Genomic DNA, 21,515 nt, shown 5'->3' on the forward strand with positions numbered 1-21,515 from the left:
CCTGATAGCGATCACACACAACCCCGCTTTCAAGCACGTACGTTTTGGCGACAATCCCCCGCGGCATCGCTCACTGCGTGCATTGCCCGCCAATACTCCGATCGTATTCTCATGAAAAAGGAAGCCCATAAAAAAGGCGAAAAGCCGACTAAAATGCCCGCTTTTCGCCCTCTCCGCCATTTCCTCATTACATCAATTAGATAGAGAATGAGCACCTGTCATTTTTTGAGCAATAGCCGCTGAATAACCCCGCGTACCCGTAACACGAACTGTTCCTGAAACAGGATACAGAACATCACCGTCAGCAATAAAAAGACGGGGTACCAAGCAAACGAAATCGTGCCCGCCTGTGCACTGCACTGGGTGACGGAAGAAAGGCACTGTGATGGCTGCGAACCAGAAAGCGCCATTTCTGTACGCGAAAAGATCAGGTACAGCGGAACATGCAGAGCAAACATCGGCAGTGAAGCACCGCCCAGACGTGCAGCGATGCGCTGCCAAAACGCACTGTCCGGTGCCTTCGCAAACAGGCAGAGATAGATCAGCGCCAGCTGGCCCGGCATCATCAGTCCGTTGTGCAGCACGTAGTGCCAACCAGCACTGTGGCCGGGCAGCAGAAGCCACTCGCCCAGTGCGATCGAACCGACCAGCAGCGCCACAGCCATCATCCCTCTCGACAAGGACAGCGTGTCCGTCTTCTGCCGGTGGTACCAGACACACAGCAGAATGCCCGCAGCGAACTCAGGCAACCGGATTAACGGGTTGCGATGCAGCATTCCGGTTTCCGGCGCTCCCCATGAGGTCAGTAGGATGACAAGCACTGGCGGAACCAGATACAGCAGGTTGACGACGCACAGCCAGCGCATGGGATGACGCCGACGCCATAACCATACGGCCAGCCACGGAAACGTCAGATAGAAGAAGAATAGGGTCGAGATCGACCAAGTTGGAGGATTGAACGTCAGGTAATACGGATTCCAAGCCTGCAGTAATGCGATGTTCTCAAAGGCCGCCCACAGTAGCTCTCGATTGCTCATGGTGTGCCATACGGCTTCGCCATTATTGACGTCCATCATGACGGCTCGGATCGACGCCGATGCATCTTCAGGCGTCAGCTGAAGTACAGGCAACACCGCCATTACAGCGATGGTAATGATCATGGCCCCAATATGAATCGGGTACAGATTGGCCAGCCGACGAACCAGAAAGCTGCGCTTCGATTCCCGCAGTCCATACTGTCCATCAGGGGGTTGCGGGCGCAGATAGACATGCGTCAGCAAGAAGCCCGACAGAATGAAGAAAGTGCTGGTCGAGAAAAACCCTAAGCCAGTGATATAACCCGACCATCCGTTTATCGAGGGATAATAGTGAAGGGTATGAAAGACGACGATATACAGTCCAAGAATGAAGCGTAGCCATTCAAGTGCAATGAATCGTCTTGTCCGGTGGTGTACTGTCGAAGCGGGGACAGACGAAGCGCTATGCATCAATAGTTCCTCTGATCATGCCTCATGCCAATGCACGCTACGAGGCGACAAACACATGTTATTTTAAGTACGAACATATCTGCATCTTCAAGATAATGTGCTGCTATTGCAGAGTCATGAAATTAAAGCTCATAGACAATGCCATAAGTGTTATCAATAGCCTATGCAACAATGTGTAATCAGTAATGAAATCATTCTGATAATGAGAAGATTATAGACGATGATAATAAAGGCTCCACCGAAGTGGAACCTTTCCAAAATTTACTTTTAGATAACCAAGCGGCGTATTATTGCTAATCTCGCCGCGGCTAAGCGGCGACCGAAGCCACCTTGTCGTCACGCGACCACACGCGATGCTGCGATAGCGCTTTGACGAAACCCTCCAGCCCCTCAGCCGTTCTCCCGTCGGTCAACACACCGTCTTCTGCCGTCGGCAAGCGGGCAGCCTGCAGCAGCGTAGCACCATCTCCCAGCGCCATAATGACCTTGAGATGCTTGTAGGCTTCGAGCAGGTAATAACGTCCGGCCCCCAGTGCAGCTAGTCGACTAGCAGCGCCAGCAATCACGATGACGGCATCCATCGTAACTGAGGGCTGACCGTCTAGTGTTGCGACGGGTGTGACTTGCTGGCCATCATCCAGCGTTACCGGCGCCATTGACGGCGCAATCACTACGGGCGTCGCGCCTTCTTGCTGAAGGCGATCGGCCACCTGCGTCAGCTGTGCATGGCAGGCCCCATCGGCGACCAGCACGGCGACCTGCCGATAGCGGATGCCCTGTGGCGGGCGCGCCATCAGGCTCAGCGATGGAGCTTTCGCTAACGAACACTGGCCCAAAGCTTCGGGTGAAGCCGTCGGTGCTGTCGGTACCGGCATACCATGGGCCTTGGCAACGGCCTCAGCCAAGGCCAGAGAAATGTTGGGCAGGATCTGCTCGATCACTCGCTGGCGTATATAAGGCCGCGTGACCTTGGACAGCTCGAACGTAAACGCTTCAATGATGTGCTGCTGCTCAACGGGTGTCTGGCTGTCCCAGAACAGGCGCGCCTGAGAATAGTGATCGTTGAAGGAAGGACTACGTGCGCGCACCTTGTGTGCATCAATGCGTTCATAGGTACTTTCGAAACCGCCCTGCTCCTCCTGCGGCGGCGTGGTAGTCGGCCAGCCACCCTCAATAGAATTCGGCTCGTAGGAAGCCTGCCCTTTATTGATCGTTAGGCGGTGAAAGCTGTCACGCTGATGGTTATGAAATGGGCAAACAGGCTGATTGATGGGAATTTCATGAAAATTGGGGCCGCCCAGACGCAGCATCTGAGTATCTAGGTAGGAGAAGACACGCCCCTGCAGCAAAGGATCGTTCGAAAAGTCGATGCCAGGCACGATATTGCCCGGATTGAACGCAACCTGTTCGGTTTCGGCAAAGTAGTTATCCGGATTGCGGTTCAGCACCATCTTGCCGATCGGTGTCACCGGTACACATTCCTCAGGAATCAGCTTGGTCGGATCGAGAATGTCGAAATCGAAAGCGTGCTCGTCCTTTTCTTCGATCACCTGCACACCCAGCTCCCATTCAAACGGCTGGCCACTGTCGATCTGTTGCCACATATCCCGTCGGTGAAAGTCGGGATCTCGTGCCCACAGCTTCTGCGCCTCATCCCAGCACAGCGACCATGTTCCCGCCAGCGGCTTCCAGTGAAAACGCACAAAGCGAGAAACGCCCTGCCGGTCGATCAATCGGAATGTATGGATGCCGAACCCTTCCATCGAGCGAAATGAACGCGGCAGCGCGCGATCCGACATGGCCCACATTACGTTGTGTGCGGTTTCTGGTACCAGTGAAACGAAATCCCAAAACGTATCGTGTGCCGACTGTCCTTGCGGAATGTCATTGTGTGGCTCAGGTTTTACCGCATGCACGAAATCAGGAAACTTGATCGCATCCTGAATGAAGAAGATCGGGGTATTGTTGCCCACCAGATCCCAGTTGCCTTCTTCGGTATAAAATTTGACGGCAAAGCCTCGGATATCGCGCACGGTATCATTAGAGCCCCGAGCCCCTTGGACAGTCGAAAAGCGCGTGAAGACAGGCGTTCTGGCCTCGGGATCACGAAATACAGCGGCCTTTGACAGCTCGGCTGCCCGAGGATACGGCTGAAAATAGCCGTGAGCGGCCGCCCCACGGGCGTGCACGATACGCTCGGGAATGCGCTCATGGTCAAAGTGATTGATCTTTTCGCGGAGAATGAAATCCTCCAGCAGTGTTGGTCCACGTTCACCGGCTTTCAGCGAATTCTCGTTATCGGCAATACGTACACCCTGATTGGTGCGCAAGTCGTGCCCCTTCGCATCGCTTCGATACGTCTCAAGCGCCTCGTCCTTACGGTGCTCATCCGTACCCCGCTGGGTGTCGTGCGCTTCATCGTGATTCGTAGCCGTATAGGAATGCTGTGTCATCGTAGATCGCTCCTTGATCAAGTCGTTGCACATATGCCTATTGCATGTCACCGCGGCATCGTGGAGAAAGCCCCCACAATACGCAGTGTCATTTACCACCCTAGTGACGACCACCACTTCACGCCAGCCGCGGCGAAAGAATTCCTTTCTTGCCCTCCATCACGCACGAAAAAGGCCAGCCTGAACAGGCTGGCCTTTCATTGGGTCAATGCGAAAACGCCAACAGCCGCTTTACGCCGATCGCCTTATGCGTCGCGCAAGGCCGTATAGCGAGCTTCCACACGACGACCATAGTCTTCGTCTGCGGCATAGCAGTGCTCAATGACCTTGCTCACGATGGGAGCCGTCACGCCCTGCAGCGTAGTGGCAAAGACGTTGGCGATACGATCACGCTGTCCGTCATCGAAGCTGCGGTACAGATTGCCCGCCTGCTCGTAGTTATCATCACCGCGGTTATTGTGATAACCCACCCATGCCTCTTCTTCGAGTGGCATCGGCGGTTCGGAGAATTCAGGTGACGGTACTGGCGCCCCCTGATCGGCACGTGCGTTCGGATAGAAGTTGGTGTCGCCGTACTGGCCGCCTTCCTTCGACTGCCCCGTCACGGGGCACGTACCGGCCATCAAACCGTCGCGCTGGTAATGATTGACCGGGCAGCGTGGCTGGTTGATCGGGATCTGCTGGTAGTTTGCCGACAGGCGATAGCGCTGCGCATCAGCATAGGCCAGCAATCGAGACTGCAGTACCTTGTCAGGGGAACCACTGATACCGGGCACGAAATTGGAAGGGCTGAACGCCAGCTGCTCGACTTCCGCAAAATAGTTATCTGGGTTCTTGTTCAGCTCCATCTGACCGATCTCGATCAGCGGTACGTCACCGTGCGGCCAGACCTTAGTCAGATCGAACGGGTTGATGCGGAATTCACGAGCCTGCTTTTCGCTCATTACTTGGATCTTGACGGTCCAACTAGGGAACTCACCACGATCAATGGCCTCAACCATATCGCGCTGGTTGTGATCGTGAGGAATCGTTGCCGCTTCCTCGTCCGTCACGTTGCGAATGCCCTGATTGGTCTTGAAGTGCCATTTGACCCAATGACGCTCCCCCTTTTCATTGAAGAAGCTCAGCGTATGAGAGCTAAAGCCGTGCATATGGCGCAGGCTTGCCGGAATGCCACGGTCCGACAGCAGGATGGTGACCTGGTGGAAGGATTCCGGGTGCAGCGCCCAGAACTCCCAGCGGTTCTGCCAGTTCACCAGGTTGGTGCGCGGGTCTTTCTTTTGCGTATGAATAAAATCAGGAAACTTGCTGGGTTCACGAATGAAGAATACCGGCGTGTTGTTACCCACCATGTCCCAGTTACCCTGCTCCGTGTAGAACTTCACGGAAAATCCTCGGACATCGCGCTCCATATCGTTGCTGTCCTGCCCCCCCGCAACGGTCGAGAAACGCGCTGCCACTGGCGTTTCCTTGCCCACACCTTGCAGAAAATCGGCAATGGTCAGGTCAGACAAATCGCGCGTCAGGCGGAAAACGCCCTGCGCAGAGGTGCCTCGTGCGTGCACGACGCGCTCAGGAATGCGTTCGCGGTTGAAGTGCGCCAGCTTTTCAAACAGACGCCAGTTATCAAATGTTAACGGGCCGCGCTCACCTGCAGTAATGCTGGTATCATCCTGAGGGACTGGGGCACCGTTAGCCGTAGTGTAGCGAGTCGGATTCATGGTGTATCTGCTCCTTGGCAAGTCCAGCGTTTCTTTGAGAAATCAGACATAGCATAGCCACCTCTGCGAAGGCCGCTAAATTGAACCACCTCATGTGATTGATAAAGATAATCAATTTTCGACTTTAGATAGCCATGACCCACGGGCATGTGACCAAAACGTAACACCATGTCACTTAGTGCGATATATACCTTCATATTTCACAAGGAATAATAGTAAGGTTACCAACAAACAATAAAAAGACACGATTAGAAACATATAGAAAAGCCGTCTATCAATTTGAACATTATTATTACCATTTTATAGAAAATATGGGTCGAAACTTTTGAATGTGAGTGTTAACTTCTCACTCTGATCACAAATGGCGCTACTTCAAGCTTTCGACATACTGCTCACACACTATGTAAGATGCCCCGCCACGCCCCTTTTACGTGCCTTAAGCACTCATAGACTTTTATTACCCGACATCAAGGAACGATAATGGCACGAGAACATATGGAGAAGGCTGCTGATCATCCATTGTCCACAGAATTGGCCGACCGGCTGCAGTATTTCATTCAAAAAAAAATGACGCTAAAGCAGCTGCGCATTATCGTGACATTGCATCGACACAAAACGATGGTGGCTGCATCGCGTGAACTTTCGATGACATCAGCCAACATTTCGCTGTGCGTACGTGATATAGAGACGCTGCTCGAATGCAAGATATTCCTGCGACGCAATGGGTTCTATGTGCCTACGCTGTGCGGTCGCATGCTGATCGAGCTGGGCACTCGTCTGGCCGAAAGCTGTGAATACACTATCCGCAAGGCTCACCATCTGTCCGGCATCAGCGTGCCCGACGAGTTGACGATTGGGTACATTGGACCGATTACGGCCTGCTATGCCTACGAGCTGTGGTCGAACCTGCTGGCCTACAATACAGGGCTCAATGTCAACGTCATCGACCTTTCCGCACTGGAACAGCAGTCATCGCTAACCTTGGAACAACTGCAAGCCGATGTGATCTTTTCTTCCCGCGGCCCCAATACGCTGGGCTTTCACGACCGCTGGGAGTCTCGTGCCTTCTATATCCGCCACTTCCATTTTCTAGTGGCCTGTGGCGAGAATCAGCCGCCTCCTCAGCCCGATGACGTCGACGCTTTTCTGCTGCCCACTCGCTCGGACAACATCGTATCGGCCATTCATGACCATATCGCCGCGCATTTTCCCGGTACGCACACTGTCAGCTACTGCGATGCCATCACAGGGATGGCGTTTGCCCAGCTGCCACACAACACCGTGCTTGTCGTATCGGACAAGGAAAAGCAGATTATTGAGCGCAATACACATTTCCACACGCTATCAGTGATGGATAATCAGCAGATTGCCAGCAGCCTACACATTCAGCGCGAACGATTGTTACAGCTTGAATCGCCGGTCTATAGCATTCTCAACGACATGACCTTCTGAAATGTAAGGAATTATGCGTTTTAGGAAAGTGCTTTTAGGTATGATTTACCTATAAAAGCCAAAGAAAAGAACATCTTGATCTGTTCTTGTTGATTAGCAGGGCGTTGCATAGATACACAAAATACATTAGATACTCACCGCTATTTCGTGTAATACGCAACGCCTTTTAACATTATCCTTGTAATTCAATAAGATAGAGATATTGTTTTCAACAAGAGAACAGTAATTCACAAAGATAACGCCAAATTACATTTCTATTCATTCTTTGCCTCAACTGAAATAAATAATATGACAGATAGGACAAATCGTTGAAGATTATCGTTGATTCATACATGAAAAATTAATTACAATCCCTTCCGCGCAGAATCATTCGCACAATTTCCTTTATCAGTTCTCATAAAAATAAGCCTTTTCAAGACAAGGCTTTAGGTAAGAACAACCGATAAAGATCTTGAATTCTGCGCACTTGCCTTTTGACTATTTGGGGTTATAAGCCATGAAAAAAATCATCGTCGCAATGGCCGCTGCAAGCGCCATGCTGGGCGTTTCAGCTGCACAAGCAGAAAGCAGCCACGTATTCTTCAAAGGTCAGGTCACTGACTCCACCTGCGAAATCAATGCCGAATCTAAAGACCAGACAGTTCAGCTGCCGACCGTCATCGCTAGTGCGCTGGCTGCAGACGGCCAGACTGCTGGTACTCGCGAATTCACCATCGGCATGTCCAAATGCCCGGGCAACCAGAAGCTCGCTATCCGCTTCGAACCGGGCGCTACCGTTGACACCAAAACAGGCTGGCTGAAAAACAGCCTCAACGATGGTGCCAAAAACGTGGCTATCGAACTGCTGAACGAAAACGCACTGCCGATCCGTGTCACTGGCCACCAGGCTGAAGATCAGTACGCTGCCAAAGCAGACGAAAACGGTAACTACACTCAGCGTTACTTCGCTCGCTACCACGCTACTGGCAAAGCAGAAGCCGGTGCGGTCGAATCCAGCGTTGCATACTCTGTCATCTATCAGTAATTCCTACCCCGGATGACACTGGCGACCGGACATTATGTCCGGTCGCTACCTTTTCCCTGCGCCATGGTCCATCACATGAAGTGCATACTGAAAACTCTGGCAGCCTTCTGCACGGCGGCGGCCTTCAGCACGTCAGCCGACGCCAGCATCGTCATCGGTGGCACACGTGTCGTCTATAACGAAGGCGCACGTGAAGTTTCCGTACAGCTCGACAACAACGGTGATTTACCGTCGCTGGTACAGTCTTGGATTGATGCCGGCAACTTGGATTCTTCCCCGGAAGACTCCGATGCTCCTTTCGTACTGACACCGCCGATCGCGCGTGTCAATGCGCACTCAGGGCAAGCTCTGCGCATCTCCTTCACAGGATCGACGCAGCCGCTTCCTCACGACCACGAGTCCGTCTTCTGGCTCAACGTTCTGGATATTCCGCCGGAACCCACAGCTGCACCGGGTTCGAACAAGAACTTCATCCAGCTGGCCTTCCGCTCCAGAATAAAACTGTTTTATCGCCCTAAAGGGCTGCCCGGCACGGCCAACGATGCGCCCGACGCCCTGCAGTGGAAACAGGGCCGCACGGATAAGGGTGCGCTGGCCATTGTTGCAAGCAACCCGACGCCCTATCACGTCTCCATGATTGCCGTAAACGCCGTTTACGGTCAGAAGAGCACGGACCTAGCGCCTCAGGGCTACATGCTAGCTCCCGGTGAGCAGCACGCCTTCGAACTGCCCAAGGACAGCGGTACCGCGCCTTCGTCAGTCAACTTCTCTGCGATCAATGACTTTGGCGGTCACATTCAGCGGACCAAGCCCATTGCTCAATAGTGACAATGCTAACAATACGCCTTTGATCATCAATGACTCGCCTGTGAGCCATATCACAGGCTTTTCCCGCGCGTTGCTGGGGGATGCATGAACACCAACAAGGCAATGTTTCCTCTGTCTCGGACAGATAGAGCCGAGGCACAGCAGTATCGTACTGCTGGTTACTCTCGCTACTGCTCCATGGGTCTGTTAGGGCTGATGATTCCCCTTGCGCCCGTTCATGCCGCACAGCAGGATTCTGCCGCCACGCCAACCGACACCGAAGCCAGCTTCAACAGCCGCTTCCTGAACGGGAAATCCCGTGGGGAAGACCTGTCCCGCTTTGCTTACGACAACCCTATTCTGGCGGGAACCTACTCGTCCGATACCTATGTCAACGGTCGCTGGCAAGGAACGCACGACTACGTCTTCCGCAACGTGGCAGGCCAGACAAATGCCGAAACCTGCTTCTCGATGACCTTCCTCGAGCAGCTCGGCGTCGACACCACGCTGCTGCACCCTGCTGCGCTCAATGGCAAGCTGCCAGCACCAGACACCTGCCTCACTATGTCCCAGTGGCTGCCTTCAGCAACAGCCCACTTTGACAGTAGCACATTCCGTATGGACATCAATGTGCCGCAAGCGTTCATGCACCACAACGCACGCGGCTACGTCAATCCCAAGGTCTGGGATCACGGAATCACGGCCGGTAAGGTGACGTACAACTTCAACGCCTACCAGTCCGACATGACCTCGGCAGGCCAGAAGGAGCGCCAACAGGCCGCCTATCTCAGCCTGAATACCGGCTTTAACGTGGGCGACTGGCAGTTCCGCCATGACTCCAGCCTAAGCTGGCAGAACCATGACGGCGCGCACTGGCAGAAAACCGCGACCTATGCCCGTTATCCCGTTCAGCGCCTGCGCGGTCAGCTGACCCTCGGGGATAGCTATACGTCCGGTGAACTGTTCGATTCCGTCGGTTTCCGCGGATTGCAGCTGGCCACCGACGACCGCATGCTGCCAGATTCCCTCAATGGCTATGCGCCGACTATTCGAGGGGCTGCCGATACCAACGCGCTGGTCGAGGTATACCAGAACGGCCAGCTGATCTATCAGACCAACGTGTCACAAGGGCCGTTCATCATCGAAGACCTCTACCCCACAGGGTATGGTGGCGACCTTCAGGTCATCATCAACGAGGCTAACGGCCAGAAACGAAGCTTCCGCGTGCCTTACGCTTCCGTTTCCCAGATGCTGCGCCCCGGGATTGGCCGCTACAACGTGACAGTGGGCCAGGTTCGCAACCTGAACAATGTCGACTACCACCCGAACATCATTCAGGCCACGTTCCAGCGCGGCTTGACGAACACGCTGACGGGCTACACCGGCGCCGTCGTCAGTGAAGAATATTCCGCCATTCTGGGCGGTGCTGGTGTTGCGACGCCCATCGGGGCGTTTTCGCTCGACATCATCCAGTCCAATGCCCGCTTTCTTCACAATGACAACATGACGGGCCAAAGCTACAAGCTGGGCTACAACAAGTACGTCCCGAGCACCAACACGAGCTTCACGTTTGCCGCCTATCGCTATTCGACCAGCGGCTATATGAGCCTGAACAACAGCTTTCTGGCTCACGACTACGATCGTCGCCGCCAGAGTACCGATGAAATTGCGCGCCAGCGCAACGAGCTCCAGATCAGTCTCAGCCAAGGGCTGGCAGAGGGCTGGGGATCGCTTTATCTGTCGTCATCGGTCAGCGATTACTGGAATCAGAGCAATCGCACCAAGGAATACCAAGTCGGTTACAACAACAGTATCGGCAACATCAGCTATAGTCTTTCGGCTTTACGCACCCGGGATTCGCTGTCCGAAACGAACACCCATTACTACGTCACCGCCTCAATGCCGATCGGCAACGGTGGCAGCAGCACCTCCATTAACACCACGCTGTCGTACAACGAAGATCAGTACGAAAGCAGTCAGGTGGGCCTGAACGGCACGGCCGGTCGTGACGGCGAATACAGCTACGCCATTACGGCATCCGATTACCGCACCGGCGGTCAAACGGGCGCCCTGAACGGCCAGTACAACTCGCGCTATTCCAACCTGAATGCGTCTTATAGCCAGGGACGCAACTATCATCAGGCCAGTGTAGGCGCATCAGGCACCATCGTTGCCCACTCGCACGGACTGACGCTGACGCCGCAGCGCGGCGATACTGTCGCCTTGATCGAAGCGCCCGGCGCGACCGGTGCAATCGTAGGCAACACTAGCGGTATCCGCATCAACGATAGCGGCTATGCGGTAGTGCCCTACGTCACGCCGTATCGCTTGAATACGGTCACGCTTGACCCACGCGACATGTCGAACGACGTCGAACTCCAGACCACAACGCGTCAGGTCGCGCCTTACGCAGGGGCCATCGTTAAGGTCAACTATCCGACCCAGACAGGTACGCCCATGCTGATCAAAGTGCATCGCGCTAATGGCGAGAAACTGCCTTTTGGCACAACGGTCGTCGATGAGCAGAACCAGAACGTCGGTATCGTCGGCCAGGGCAGCCGCGTATTCCTGCGCAGCAGCAAGACGCACGACAGATTGAACGCACGCTGGGGCGACAGCAACAGCGAAACATGCACCTTCGAGTTCTCGACCGATAACGCTACATCATCGGCAGGCGGGTATAAGATATTGGAGGCACAGTGTGAAGAGTAATCGACACATAACGGCAGCGCCGTCTCACGTCAACGCCGTATTTCGTGCCCCGGGCCACGTGTTGAAATATGTTTCATGCATCGGGGCTGCTGCAGCCCTGTGCACCTTGATGTCCCCTTCTCCGGCGCAGGCACGTCCGGGCCAGAGTTACGGCTACGGCTGCAACGCCACGCTGGATCAGCCTCAAGACATCAAGATGAACCTCGGGCGCATCGTACTGCGCCCCGATATGGCACCGGGTACGGTCATCAGCTCAAAGCAGTTTCCCATTGCCTATGAATGGGTGGCTGAATGCGCGGGACGAGGCTCAATGATCGGTGTGCTGTCCAGCAACTATTCGGCAAGCGAGCTGGGCAACAATATCTACAAGACCAATATCCCAGGAATCGGCTTGCGCCTGTATCGTGAAAGCAGAAGTGGGCTGATAAAGACCTATTACCCCCACAGCATTCCCTATTCAGGACGCTCGACTCTGTATCTGGACCCAGGGTTCTTCAGTGTTGAAGTTATCCGCCTGCCAGGACCAACCGGCGCGGGTACGCTGAACCCTGGCCTGTACTCCGTCTACTACGCCAATAACACCGGCCCATCTAAGCCGGTGCTAACCTCGCACGTCTACGGTGACGGTATTACCATCATCAACTCCACGTGCTCGATAGATGCGGGTTCACGCGATATCACCGTCGATATGGGCACCGTATCACGCAAGGAATTCACGGGGGTAGGCAGTACCCTCAATGAAAGAAACTTCAACATTCGCCTGAACTGCGTTGGTGGTAATGAATCACAGTGGTCTCAGAAACGCGGCGATGTGAGCCTTGCTTTCAGCTACTCGCCCAATTCGACGTGGGGCAATCAAGGTGTTATACAACCCGAGCAGGGCCAGAGCGCTGCACAGGGAGTGGGCATTCAGCTACTAACCGACAAGGAGAACATGCCGGTCAAGAACGGCGACTATGTGTATGCCGGTCGTCTCTCTGCTTTCGCTAATGCCACGATCGATGTCCCCATGAAGGCCCGCTACTATCAGACGGACAACAAGGTAAGCGGCGGCAGCGTATCGGCACTGGCCACGTTTAACGTTGTATATCAATAAGCACGTGCAACCCCTGGAAGCCTATATGGCATTAATAAAGGCGCTATGGGCATCCAGGGCTTCTTTTTTTAATCTTTCACTATCCTGCTACCGATGATTTTTTCTACCGTAATGAATCATCACGTACAGGCCTCTCTTTCTATATCCCCTTTCGGAAACCCAATAGTAAGGCCACCGGCGATTACTATCATGGCGGTTATGCCGCATTTCTCTCCGTATTCAAATAACCCACACGGCAGGAATGACACGAATACAGTCGGCAGAATTACACCTTAATACAGGTGCGACATTGTTACCCTATTGCCGCTAATTCCCTACAAAATGCCCAAGAATATACCTGTATACATATCTATATTTCTAAATTTCCACACTTTCTAAAGGGTGACGAGCAGTAACCCTTTACATACCTCACATCTTCGATATGCTCTGCGGCCGCATGGCAACCTGTTGTTTTGAAGTCACTTATTGATACGCCGCGCAACGTTACGCAATGTAACATTAATATAAAGTTAGCCTAGCGATCGCCGTTACAACCTGCTCATCCCCTACATTATCAACGGCGTGCAATGTTATGAAAAACATCAGACTCAGCCACTTAATCGGTGTAGCCCTCTCCGTTATCCTGCTCCTGTTTATCGGTATGGTTACGCTCTCCATCTCCAACTTCAGCAATCTCAACGAGTCTCGCAAAGCAAGCGAGTACGAGTCGGATATGCTTCAGCAGCTCACCGAGGGCGTATCGCAGCTGCGCTACTCTCGCGGCATGATCTCAAGAGCAGACGCCTCCTTGCGCCGAGGCGACAAGGTCGCTTTCGAACGCGACTATCAGTTCGCCAATGATGCGCTTCACACCTACGAACAGAAGATTGAGGTCTATCTTGGCCGAGCGCAACGTAGCGCAGAAGCCGCCACGCTTGATGAAGCCATGATGCAGACCTTCAACGAGTATGTGGAAAACGTCATCAATCAAGGACTGCTGGCAGCACGCAGTGGCGACGAAAATCTGATGACGAAGGTGTCTGAAAGCGAAAATGCCATCAACAAACGCGCTGAAGTCGCGTTCATCAAGGTCATGGACTACCGCAACAGAATGGTCCAAGAACGCAATGATCATGTGAATTCGCAGATCAACCATGCGCTGTTCATCACAATTTCCGCGTTGGTACTGGCCGCTATCATCGTCGGTCTGATCTATTTCATCTTCCGCCGCTCCGTGCTGTCTCCACTGCTACGTGCACGTCAGCACTTCGAGCGTATCGCTGAAGGTAATCTTGCCGCGCCTATTGAGGATATGGGCAAGAACGAGATCGGTGCTCTCTTCCATACGCTTAAGAATATGCAGGAAGAACTGAAGGTCATCGTTGCTCGCGTTCGTGACGGTGGTTTGGTCATTCTTGACGGTGCTCGTGAAATCGCACGAGGCAACACCGACCTGTCCAGCCGCACCGAACAGCAAGCCGCCGCGCTTGAAGAAACGGCGTCCAGCATCGAAGAGTTCACCTCAACGGTGCGCCAGAACGCGTCCAATGCAGATAGAGCGCGAGAAATCACGCGAGAGGCCTCATGCATCACGGAACGAGGCGGCAAAGAAATGCAGGATGTGGTCAGCAGCATGAAAGAGATTTCAGCGACCGCAAACGAAATTTTCTCCATCATTGAGCTGATTGACGGCATTGCCTTCCAGACCAATATCCTCGCACTGAACGCTTCCGTAGAAGCCGCACGTGCAGGCGAACATGGACGTGGCTTTGCGGTGGTCGCTGGCGAAGTACGCAGTCTGGCGAACCGCTCGGCCAATGCGTCTGGCGAGATCAAAGGATTAATCGAAAGCGTCAGCAAACGCATTCATCAGGGCAGCGATGTTGCTACCCATGCAGGCAAGACCATCCAGGATGCCGTAGTGCGCATTCGTGAAGCCGACCAGTTTGTCGATGAAATCGCCACGGCGTCCATTGAGCAGCGCCAAGGCATCGAACAAATCAACACGGCCATCACAGAAATGGATGCGGTGACCCAGCAGAACGCAGCACTGGTAGAAGAATCTGCCGCATCGGCCACCTCTCTCGAAGGTCAGTCCAACAATCTTGTGGCTCTGGTAGAACGCTTCAACGTAGGCAGCCAGTCTTCTCGTCGCCACAGCAGCGCTCCCACAGCAGGCACATCAAGTACTCGCGCGCAGCCGACCAACACTCGAAAAGAACGCACCGTATCGGTGTCATCACGCCCCGATGCTTCACAGAGCGATGATTGGGAAACGTTCTGATCCATATCCGTAAATGAAAGGCACTAAAAAAGCCGCCCCGAAGGGCGGCTTTTTTTGATGCATCACACAGAACAATCAGACGATTTTCGGCTGACCGTTGGATGCAGTAGCCCCACCATCGGTAGCGATGTTAGCGCCGTTGATGAAACTTGCGAGCGGGCTGGACAGGAAGACGATAACGTTTGCGATCTCTTCCGGTTCAGCAGCACGACCCAGTGCGATACGTTCGTTGAACTTGTCACGAACTTCCTGCGGCCAACCATTGGTCATGTTGGTTTTGATCAGACTCGGGCATACCGCGTTGATGCGTACGCCTTCGCCACCGTGGTCAAGCGCCATAGCACGTGTCAGGTTGACAACGGCACCTTTGGCCGCGCAGTAGAACGCAGCACCCCAGTCACCGCCCAGACCAGAAACGGAAGCCGTATTGACGATGTTGCCTTTACTTTTCAGCAGGTACGGCATAGCGAATTTGGAGCAGAACACAACGCCGTCGATATCGACACCAGCGATCTTGCGCCAATCTTCAATAGTGCAGTCCAGCACAGTGCCCGGAACGTGTACACCTGCGTTATTGACCAGCACGTCGATGCGACCATAGCGTTTTGCGATGTCATCCATCATCGCTTTGACAGCGTCGGGATTGGATACGTCGATATGAACGGCTTCGGCACGGTCACGGCCCAAAGACTCTGCCACTTTGTCAGCAGATTTATCGTCCCAGTCCGCAAGGATGACACGAGCACCGCATTCAACATAACGACGCGCGGTGGCTGCACCCACACCGTTGCCACCGCCAGTAACGATAACGACTTTATCTTTAAGATCCATTGTTGTAGGCCTTTAGTCTAGTAATTAAGTATGTCTATTCTCTTTCGTTAAGAACCGAGAATCCCTGTAGAGTTCAATTACAATACTATCCTACTACGCTAAAAGAACAAGTATTACCGTCAAGGAACAATCTAATATACTAATCGGAAATTAAAAATAACCACATATAACAGTAAATCATAAAAAATTTCCGTATAAGTTTAATGATCCTTTAAGGACTATGCTGTTGTTTTGTCATCATATAGCCTAATTATCACCTTATTTAGCCGCTTTTAGCTGCAAGATTTGTCTTTCTTACTGTTCAAGTGAGTTTTAACAAGGCCGATATAGCCAACTGTGCTTGTGCACCTTTGGCACGCCTTCGCCCCAGAGCTGGCCCCCGGTGCATCCCTTCTCATTCTTGTCCTGAGGTCACTTACCCCATGTCATTCTCGACCAAAGCAACTGCACTAGCGGGCCTATCCCTGCTGATGGCCCTGTCTGGCTGCTCCTCCGCTCCACTGAAAGGCTGGACCACGGAAAAGAGCGTCGACTCGTTCTATGGCAACACAGCATGCAATATCCGTTACCTAGATCCTTACCGTAATCCCGAGCTGAGCATGGGAACTCGGTACTATCCCTTCATTATTCGTACTGCGGATGGAAAAATGCTGTTCGGCATCGAAAACAACAAGAACGAGCCCGTCGGTGACGTTCTGGTAAAAATCGACAGCAACCCCCCTATCCGCATCAGTCAGTCGGAAACAGAAGTGCAGGAAGGCGTGTCCTACCAAATGCCGCTGGCCGCTGCGCGACAGAATGCCGATACGCAAGAGCTGCTTCGCTACGCCCGAGTACTGCAAAGCCCCATTACCACGGCTTCGGAAGAGAGCTCTCGCCGCATCATCAACCAGATCCGTATCGGTGATGTATTGCGCATCCGCGTTATCGGTCTGGGCGTCAATGGATCATCCAGCATCGCCGAGGGCGAGTACCCCATTGATACCAATCTGATTCGCTCCTATGGACGCTGCGGTCTGTGATACCCAAAGGGGTTGCCAAAGCGCGGTCAAATCGCCATAATGCGGTTCGCGTCACAGGTCGCTAGTCATTATCGGCCTGTCTGAGCTGCCGCCGAGCTGGTGGAATTGGTAGACACGCAGGTTTTAGGTACCTGTGCCTATGGTGTGTGGGTTCGAGTCCCACGCTCGGCACCAATACGAAAAAAGCCCCGTAAATCAACAGTTTACGGGGCTTTTCTTGTTCGGCTTTGTAGCAATGTTTTGTAGCAAAATATGTAGCAGTTTTTGTAGCAAAACAGTTTGTCCAACTTCCCCTCCTTTCTTTTTTATTACACATTCCTCCAACACCTCCCTCCCCTTTCTTTTTCAAACAAGCCTACATGCTATTTGTCCACATAACATGCACCTTCGTACAGCTCTTTATCTGGTGACAACAGCACTACGGTGTTGCAAAATTGTAGGGGCTGGTTTGCACACAAATTCGAGTAAAAGAGTGGGGATTTTATGATTGAATGCACGTTGGATTACGGAAGTGTTTCAGCAGACGGACAAAAACTAAAATTAGTGTGTCATGGTATTGGCACCTTTGACGTTGTGACTGGCATGTATGCTTTCGAGAATGACCCTCACTGCTCAGATCGCACAAATGCTCCTATTCCTGTAGGCACGTACTATATTGTCGAAAGGGAAGCAGGATCATTGAGAAACCGGTTTAATAACTGGTCTTTAGAGACATACAGAAATATTATAAAAGGGATTACAAATGAAAAAAGCAACTGGTTTTCTCTAATTAGCGCAAAAACATTAAGTAATTCCATTACTGTTAATGGTCATGAACGTGGTGGTTTGAAACTACATCCTTTAAATTCTGATGGTTCAGGATACTCTGATGGCTGTGTCACACTATACAGCTATAATGAATACCTGAGTCTAAGAAGAGAGATATTGAAACAAAGCACGTCAATGTTAAATCTGAGAAATGGGTCTTCCGTTAAATGTTATGGAACCATAAGAGTCATTGGTAATCCTGATAGCTTTAACTGCTCAGTGAATGTAGACAGCACTGGCACAATAACATCTAGAAATGTTAGCAAAGCCAAAGGAAGCTATAGATGAAGCTGGTTTTTAAATTTTTGATTGTGGTAATACTAGCGCTATTGCTAACAAGATTCGTCATTCCACATCAGCCTTTTCTTATGTTTTTCGCTGATAATTTACTGTATAGAGATTTTATGCAGAAAATGTCAGGAGATAATGCAGAGAATTTGGTAGAATTTTTAGCGATATCTTCTGAGCTTTTGGCATCTATGTTTTTTAGCATAGTTATATTAAAAACTTTCCGAAGAACATTTAATTTTTTAAAAAAAACCATATGATGAGTTAATAACTTCATGACAAATTACATTCTTGATAAATCTTTTCTTTTAGGCCACTCGGCGAATGAAATAAAAGAAACGGAAAATTTAATATTATGCCCAGCTCTCTTGTATGAAGTAATAAAAGAAACAAAAAAGGAAGCCAAGACAAATCGCCAAAAAAACAAAAAAGACAAAAATATAAAAGCATTAGAAAAATTATGTCAAAGGGGAAATTATCAGATGTGCAAAAGTATAAGGAAAATACTTAAATTTGAAATGTCACACCTTGAACCCATTAGAAAAGATAAATTAATGAGCTCTTTAGTAATAAAAAATAAAGAGAAATTTTATACCAGCTTAAAAATTAATAACGCAATTAAAGACGAAGAAACGCATGTTCGAACATTAGCTTGTTTTGCTATTGGAATAGCTTCAGATGAAAGTCTTTCAAGTATATTTGGGAAAAAAGTAAGCGAAATTGATAATATTTCAATAGATGATATTTCACCTCAAAAAATAAATCAATGTTTTAAGTATATTTGTGATAACAATCGAATAAGTCCAAACAAATGTTTATTTATTGATGAAAACTGGGGTAGTTATTTTTATTGCAAGGCACTTATAACTTTAGCATTATACATCCGAAGAAAATATTCCAAAAACATAAGCGAAATAAAAAATTTATCTAAGGATATCAGTATAATTATAAAAAAACATACCTCAAATTTTTGTCTAAATAAGACAGCAATGGCTCCATTAAAAAAAATAAAAATTTACAATAGTATTGTGCACGATATGTTAGATCACTTATATTTAATTTATGCTGGATTGATAGGGGGAATAAAAACAGAAGACACAAACATTAAAGAGACAGCAGTAGCTTGGAGGCTATCATTAGAATAATATAAAGCCCCCTCAAAAGTTGGGCTTACTTTGTCCAACTTTTGGGGGCAGTTCGCAACGGTAGTTTGTCATTATTTATTTCAACTAGTGCAACCAACGCCCTAGCCTTTGTTCTCCATAGCAATTTCTGCTCTTTGAATAAGAGTAGAAATACTTACATCTAGTCGCACACAAATCTTCTCAAGCACATCAATCGTGATGTTTCTCTCCCCTCTCTCTATCCCTCCAAGATACGTTCTATGTATCTCAAGGTGGTCGGCAAATTCATCTTGAGGACAACCAAGACGCTTACGTTCTTCACGTATTACAGCACCTAAGGCCTTACGAAACGGGGTTTTGCGATCTGCTAGTGTCTTTTTCATTGACACAGCAGAACGTCATACCTAAGATTTTGCGACAGACTATGAGTATCATTTTTCCATGAGAAATGGCAGTCGTGGTTTTTCGCAAAAATTAGGGATGTTATGCATGAAAACTAAGCTTCTTACAGCTGTTGCCGTCGCTTGCTCTGCTACTGCCGTACCTGCCTTTGCCCAAAATGTTACGGATCTGGGGGCTGTAACTACAGTTGGTGCATCAAGTGCACATGACAAAGTGGTTACAGAAAGAATTCACAAGCCAACTACATACGGTATGTTTGTGGATCATGGCAACAAAATGACTGCGCCCTCCGGTGTTATCTACAGCTTTGGGGCTGATTTTAATCGCGGAAAAGTCGACGGTCTGAAATACAGCAACATCGGTATATATGGACAAGTAGGTTATCGTGTATCAGTTGCAGACAATGTTTCTGTTGATGCTTTAGGTGGACTTGGACATAGCAAATTTATATTTAAAACAAACATTGGTGACGGAATCTATAAAACACCTAGTGTAAAAGCTGGAATAGGTGCTAATTACTTTGCATCACAAGATACCTCATTGAGAGCAGAAGCAGGCTATGCCTATAATTTTGACGGAACTTTAAATGACAAATCTCTTAATAAAAATTATGACCTGAAAGGTGCTGGTAATCCCTATGTAGAACTAAGCATTTTAAATACATCTACTGGTCTTCCAGTTTTTGCCTCTATTTATCATACCAAATCAACTTATAAATTCGATTATAAAGAATCCACCGCAAAAGATTCTCAATCAATCACTGGTTTAAAAGTTGGCTTAGCATTTTAATATTCTAAAATAGGGATTGATTATGAAGAAGATTATAGCTGTAGGCATTATTGCAATGTCATTGGTTTCTGGCTGTGCCACTGTTGTTAACGGCCCGAGACAAGACATGCGCATTGATACAAAAGATGCCAAGGGTAAGCTAATAACTACCTCTGTTTGCTACCTGAACGATGAAACTGAAGGTCATAAAGCCGGAGAAAAATTCAAAACTAGCGGGTCATTCAATACGATGAGGGTCACTTGTCGTGATAAAAGCCAGCCGTTGCCAGCAAAAGCAATTTTGACCTCGTCTTTTGACTATTGGATGTTCGGCAACATCTTCATCGGTGGTGGCTTGGGCACGATCGTTGACGTAGCAACGGGCGCAGGTTGGCCATATCCAGAATGGGTTCAGCTGGTTTACGGCCAAGATCTCATATTTGATCGCACATACGGCACTGGTAAGAATGCTCCGGTTGAGCCGTCTACTCGCATAACAGATTCGGCTTTTAATAGCTATGCCCACTAAATATGGAAGCGCGCTTTTATGAAAAATATTCTTGCGATAAGCCTCATCGTGATTACTGCTCTATTATCGGGTTGCTCAGGGGCTAAAGGTGACATTCAAAAAACACTGGGTAGCTTTTTCAATGGAATTAAAAACCAAAATTCTACACAAGTTGTTAATGCTATCGACGTCCCTGCTTCGTTGCAATCGGATGCTGGAAGTGTAGTACAAAATCATATGAGACAGTTTAGTAAAGTAGAAGATTATGAAGTGGAAAATGTAATCTTTTCAGATGATAGTGAAAGCGCGAATGTTAATGTGAAGATCAAGTTTCACTCTCGAGAGTCTACTTTGCCAGTCAATATGCATAAGACAGCCGATGGCTGGAAGCTAGATATCAATCAACGCTTTTAATTCACCTGCAATTTAGCTAAGGAAGTATGATATGAATCAGTTAAACAAAGATCAAAAACGCAAAAGTAATCACCTTCGCAATGGCCTAATTATAGGCGCTGTCATGGGGGCTATCGTGTATTTTTTCATGAATGCTATGACACCATCTATGCCAGCCAATATGCCTCCTGATTTCGCTCCTGCGCAGATGGCTTATGGGTTTAGCAAAGGAATGAAATTGTTGGCAACCGTACTAACATTTTTAAGTGCAACTTTTGGTGGATATCTGCTCTCTTTATTCATCAGTTTCCTTAAAAAGAATCAGTAACAAAAATTGGAGTCAGTATATAAAAGAAG

Annotated in this window: 19 protein-coding genes and 1 tRNA gene; 15 read left to right on the forward strand and 5 right to left on the reverse strand. The window is 50.0% G+C overall.

All coding sequences use genetic code 11. From position 1 onward, the window contains the following. Positions 1-218 precede the first annotated feature (218 nt). The 3 genes from ACMHYW_RS08080 to ACMHYW_RS08090 form a co-directional block, all read right to left on the reverse strand. Positions 219-1,487 (reverse strand): acyltransferase family protein, encoded by a 1,269-nt coding sequence (locus ACMHYW_RS08080; RefSeq protein ID WP_414499486.1) that lies wholly within the window; start codon positions 1,485-1,487, stop codon positions 219-221. A gap of 308 nt (positions 1,488-1,795) precedes the next feature. After that, complete coding sequence (gene katE, locus ACMHYW_RS08085) at positions 1,796-3,940, reverse strand: catalase HPII (RefSeq protein ID WP_414499487.1); 2,145 nt, start codon at positions 3,938-3,940, stop codon at positions 1,796-1,798. 245 nt (positions 3,941-4,185) lie between these two features. Continuing rightward, a complete protein-coding gene (locus ACMHYW_RS08090; protein ID WP_414499488.1) occupies positions 4,186-5,661 on the reverse strand; it encodes a catalase in 1,476 nt (491 codons plus the stop codon). A 480-nt stretch (positions 5,662-6,141) separates the two neighbouring features. On the opposite strand from ACMHYW_RS08090, the gene ACMHYW_RS08095 reads away from it, so the two are divergent. The 6 genes from ACMHYW_RS08095 to ACMHYW_RS08120 all read left to right on the forward strand — a co-directional run bounded on the left by ACMHYW_RS08095 (position 6,142) and on the right by ACMHYW_RS08120 (position 15,015). Beyond that, complete coding sequence (locus ACMHYW_RS08095) at positions 6,142-7,113, forward strand: LysR family transcriptional regulator (RefSeq protein ID WP_414499489.1); 972 nt, start codon at positions 6,142-6,144, stop codon at positions 7,111-7,113. Positions 7,114-7,609: 496 nt separating this feature from the next. Then, positions 7,610-8,137, forward strand: coding sequence for a fimbrial protein (locus ACMHYW_RS08100; protein ID WP_027705949.1), 528 nt, complete (start codon positions 7,610-7,612; stop codon positions 8,135-8,137). 75 nt (positions 8,138-8,212) lie between these two features. Beyond that, complete coding sequence (locus ACMHYW_RS08105) at positions 8,213-8,962, forward strand: fimbria/pilus periplasmic chaperone (RefSeq protein WP_414499490.1); 750 nt, start codon at positions 8,213-8,215, stop codon at positions 8,960-8,962. Positions 8,963-9,049: 87 nt separating this feature from the next. Beyond that, the gene (locus ACMHYW_RS08110) at positions 9,050-11,656 is read left to right on the forward strand and encodes a fimbria/pilus outer membrane usher protein (RefSeq protein WP_414499491.1); all 2,607 of its coding nucleotides are present in this window, start codon (positions 9,050-9,052) and stop codon (positions 11,654-11,656) included. Between the two features lie 109 nt (positions 11,657-11,765). After that, the gene (locus ACMHYW_RS08115) at positions 11,766-12,752 is read left to right on the forward strand and encodes a fimbrial protein (protein WP_414499492.1); all 987 of its coding nucleotides are present in this window, start codon (positions 11,766-11,768) and stop codon (positions 12,750-12,752) included. A 571-nt stretch (positions 12,753-13,323) separates the two neighbouring features. Then, positions 13,324-15,015: a methyl-accepting chemotaxis protein gene (locus ACMHYW_RS08120; protein WP_414499493.1), complete on the forward strand. Its 1,692-nt coding sequence runs from the start codon at positions 13,324-13,326 to the stop codon at positions 15,013-15,015. Positions 15,016-15,090: 75 nt separating this feature from the next. On the opposite strand, the gene ACMHYW_RS08125 is transcribed toward ACMHYW_RS08120, so the two are convergent. Further along, the gene (locus ACMHYW_RS08125; protein ID WP_414499494.1) at positions 15,091-15,846 is read right to left on the reverse strand and encodes an SDR family NAD(P)-dependent oxidoreductase; all 756 of its coding nucleotides are present in this window, start codon (positions 15,844-15,846) and stop codon (positions 15,091-15,093) included. Positions 15,847-16,268: 422 nt separating this feature from the next. Between ACMHYW_RS08125 and ACMHYW_RS08130 the strand changes: the two genes are divergently transcribed. The 5 genes from ACMHYW_RS08130 (at position 16,269) to ACMHYW_RS08150 (ending at position 19,108) form a co-directional block, all read left to right on the forward strand. After that, entirely contained in the window at positions 16,269-16,868 is a 600-nt protein-coding gene (locus ACMHYW_RS08130; RefSeq protein ID WP_027705952.1) for a hypothetical protein, read from the forward strand. Positions 16,869-16,958: 90 nt separating this feature from the next. Then, positions 16,959-17,042, forward strand: a tRNA-Leu gene (locus tag ACMHYW_RS08135). Between the two features lie 309 nt (positions 17,043-17,351). Beyond that, on the forward strand, positions 17,352-17,963 hold the full coding sequence (locus ACMHYW_RS08140; RefSeq protein WP_414499495.1) for a DUF2778 domain-containing protein: 612 nt from the start codon (positions 17,352-17,354) through the stop codon (positions 17,961-17,963). Further along, the gene (locus tag ACMHYW_RS08145; protein WP_414499496.1) at positions 17,960-18,223 is read left to right on the forward strand and encodes a hypothetical protein; all 264 of its coding nucleotides are present in this window, start codon (positions 17,960-17,962) and stop codon (positions 18,221-18,223) included. Before ACMHYW_RS08140 ends, ACMHYW_RS08145 begins: the two co-directional genes overlap by 4 nt. A gap of 15 nt (positions 18,224-18,238) precedes the next feature. Next, positions 18,239-19,108 (forward strand): hypothetical protein, encoded by an 870-nt coding sequence (locus tag ACMHYW_RS08150; protein ID WP_414499497.1) that lies wholly within the window; start codon positions 18,239-18,241, stop codon positions 19,106-19,108. A 101-nt stretch (positions 19,109-19,209) separates the two neighbouring features. On the opposite strand, the gene ACMHYW_RS08155 is transcribed toward ACMHYW_RS08150, so the two are convergent. Next, positions 19,210-19,470, reverse strand: a complete 261-nt coding sequence (locus tag ACMHYW_RS08155; RefSeq protein ID WP_414499498.1) for a helix-turn-helix domain-containing protein — start codon at positions 19,468-19,470, stop codon at positions 19,210-19,212. A 106-nt stretch (positions 19,471-19,576) separates the two neighbouring features. Here ACMHYW_RS08155 and ACMHYW_RS08160 point away from each other — a divergent pair, with 106 nt between their 5' ends. Genes ACMHYW_RS08160 through ACMHYW_RS08175 form a run of 4 tightly spaced genes read left to right on the forward strand, consistent with a single transcriptional unit; the run spans position 19,577 to position 21,486 of the window. Beyond that, a complete protein-coding gene (locus tag ACMHYW_RS08160; protein WP_414499499.1) occupies positions 19,577-20,278 on the forward strand; it encodes an outer membrane beta-barrel protein in 702 nt (233 codons plus the stop codon). 22 nt (positions 20,279-20,300) lie between these two features. Next, entirely contained in the window at positions 20,301-20,786 is a 486-nt protein-coding gene (locus tag ACMHYW_RS08165; protein WP_414499500.1) for a hypothetical protein, read from the forward strand. Positions 20,787-20,804: 18 nt separating this feature from the next. Continuing rightward, positions 20,805-21,179, forward strand: a complete 375-nt coding sequence (locus ACMHYW_RS08170) for a hypothetical protein (RefSeq protein WP_414499501.1) — start codon at positions 20,805-20,807, stop codon at positions 21,177-21,179. Between the two features lie 31 nt (positions 21,180-21,210). Beyond that, positions 21,211-21,486, forward strand: a complete 276-nt coding sequence (locus tag ACMHYW_RS08175) for a hypothetical protein (RefSeq protein WP_414499502.1) — start codon at positions 21,211-21,213, stop codon at positions 21,484-21,486. The last annotated feature ends 29 nt before the right edge of the window (positions 21,487-21,515 follow it).

Source organism: Zymobacter sp. IVIA_12111.31 C1, assembly GCF_047495495.1.
Classification (GTDB): Bacteria; Pseudomonadota; Gammaproteobacteria; order Pseudomonadales; family Halomonadaceae; genus Zymobacter.

Excerpts from the sequence above, each read along its gene's own strand:
- ACMHYW_RS08080 (WP_414499486.1), bottom strand. The coding sequence starts at position 1,487 with ATGCATAGCGCTTCGTCTGTCCCCGCTTCGACAGTACACCACCGGACA.
- katE (WP_414499487.1), bottom strand. The coding sequence starts at position 3,940 with ATGACACAGCATTCCTATACGGCTACGAATCACGATGAAGCGCACGAC.
- ACMHYW_RS08090 (WP_414499488.1), bottom strand. The coding sequence starts at position 5,661 with ATGAATCCGACTCGCTACACTACGGCTAACGGTGCCCCAGTCCCTCAG.
- ACMHYW_RS08095 (WP_414499489.1), top strand. The coding sequence starts at position 6,142 with ATGGCACGAGAACATATGGAGAAGGCTGCTGATCATCCATTGTCCACA.
- ACMHYW_RS08100 (WP_027705949.1), top strand. The coding sequence starts at position 7,610 with ATGAAAAAAATCATCGTCGCAATGGCCGCTGCAAGCGCCATGCTGGGC.
- ACMHYW_RS08105 (WP_414499490.1), top strand. The coding sequence starts at position 8,213 with ATGAAGTGCATACTGAAAACTCTGGCAGCCTTCTGCACGGCGGCGGCC.
- ACMHYW_RS08110 (WP_414499491.1), top strand. The coding sequence starts at position 9,050 with ATGAACACCAACAAGGCAATGTTTCCTCTGTCTCGGACAGATAGAGCC.
- ACMHYW_RS08115 (WP_414499492.1), top strand. The coding sequence starts at position 11,766 with ATGTCCCCTTCTCCGGCGCAGGCACGTCCGGGCCAGAGTTACGGCTAC.
- ACMHYW_RS08120 (WP_414499493.1), top strand. The coding sequence starts at position 13,324 with ATGAAAAACATCAGACTCAGCCACTTAATCGGTGTAGCCCTCTCCGTT.
- ACMHYW_RS08125 (WP_414499494.1), bottom strand. The coding sequence starts at position 15,846 with ATGGATCTTAAAGATAAAGTCGTTATCGTTACTGGCGGTGGCAACGGT.
- ACMHYW_RS08130 (WP_027705952.1), top strand. The coding sequence starts at position 16,269 with ATGTCATTCTCGACCAAAGCAACTGCACTAGCGGGCCTATCCCTGCTG.
- ACMHYW_RS08140 (WP_414499495.1), top strand. The coding sequence starts at position 17,352 with ATGATTGAATGCACGTTGGATTACGGAAGTGTTTCAGCAGACGGACAA.
- ACMHYW_RS08145 (WP_414499496.1), top strand. The coding sequence starts at position 17,960 with ATGAAGCTGGTTTTTAAATTTTTGATTGTGGTAATACTAGCGCTATTG.
- ACMHYW_RS08150 (WP_414499497.1), top strand. The coding sequence starts at position 18,239 with ATGACAAATTACATTCTTGATAAATCTTTTCTTTTAGGCCACTCGGCG.
- ACMHYW_RS08155 (WP_414499498.1), bottom strand. The coding sequence starts at position 19,470 with ATGAAAAAGACACTAGCAGATCGCAAAACCCCGTTTCGTAAGGCCTTA.
- ACMHYW_RS08160 (WP_414499499.1), top strand. The coding sequence starts at position 19,577 with ATGAAAACTAAGCTTCTTACAGCTGTTGCCGTCGCTTGCTCTGCTACT.
- ACMHYW_RS08165 (WP_414499500.1), top strand. The coding sequence starts at position 20,301 with ATGAAGAAGATTATAGCTGTAGGCATTATTGCAATGTCATTGGTTTCT.
- ACMHYW_RS08170 (WP_414499501.1), top strand. The coding sequence starts at position 20,805 with ATGAAAAATATTCTTGCGATAAGCCTCATCGTGATTACTGCTCTATTA.
- ACMHYW_RS08175 (WP_414499502.1), top strand. The coding sequence starts at position 21,211 with ATGAATCAGTTAAACAAAGATCAAAAACGCAAAAGTAATCACCTTCGC.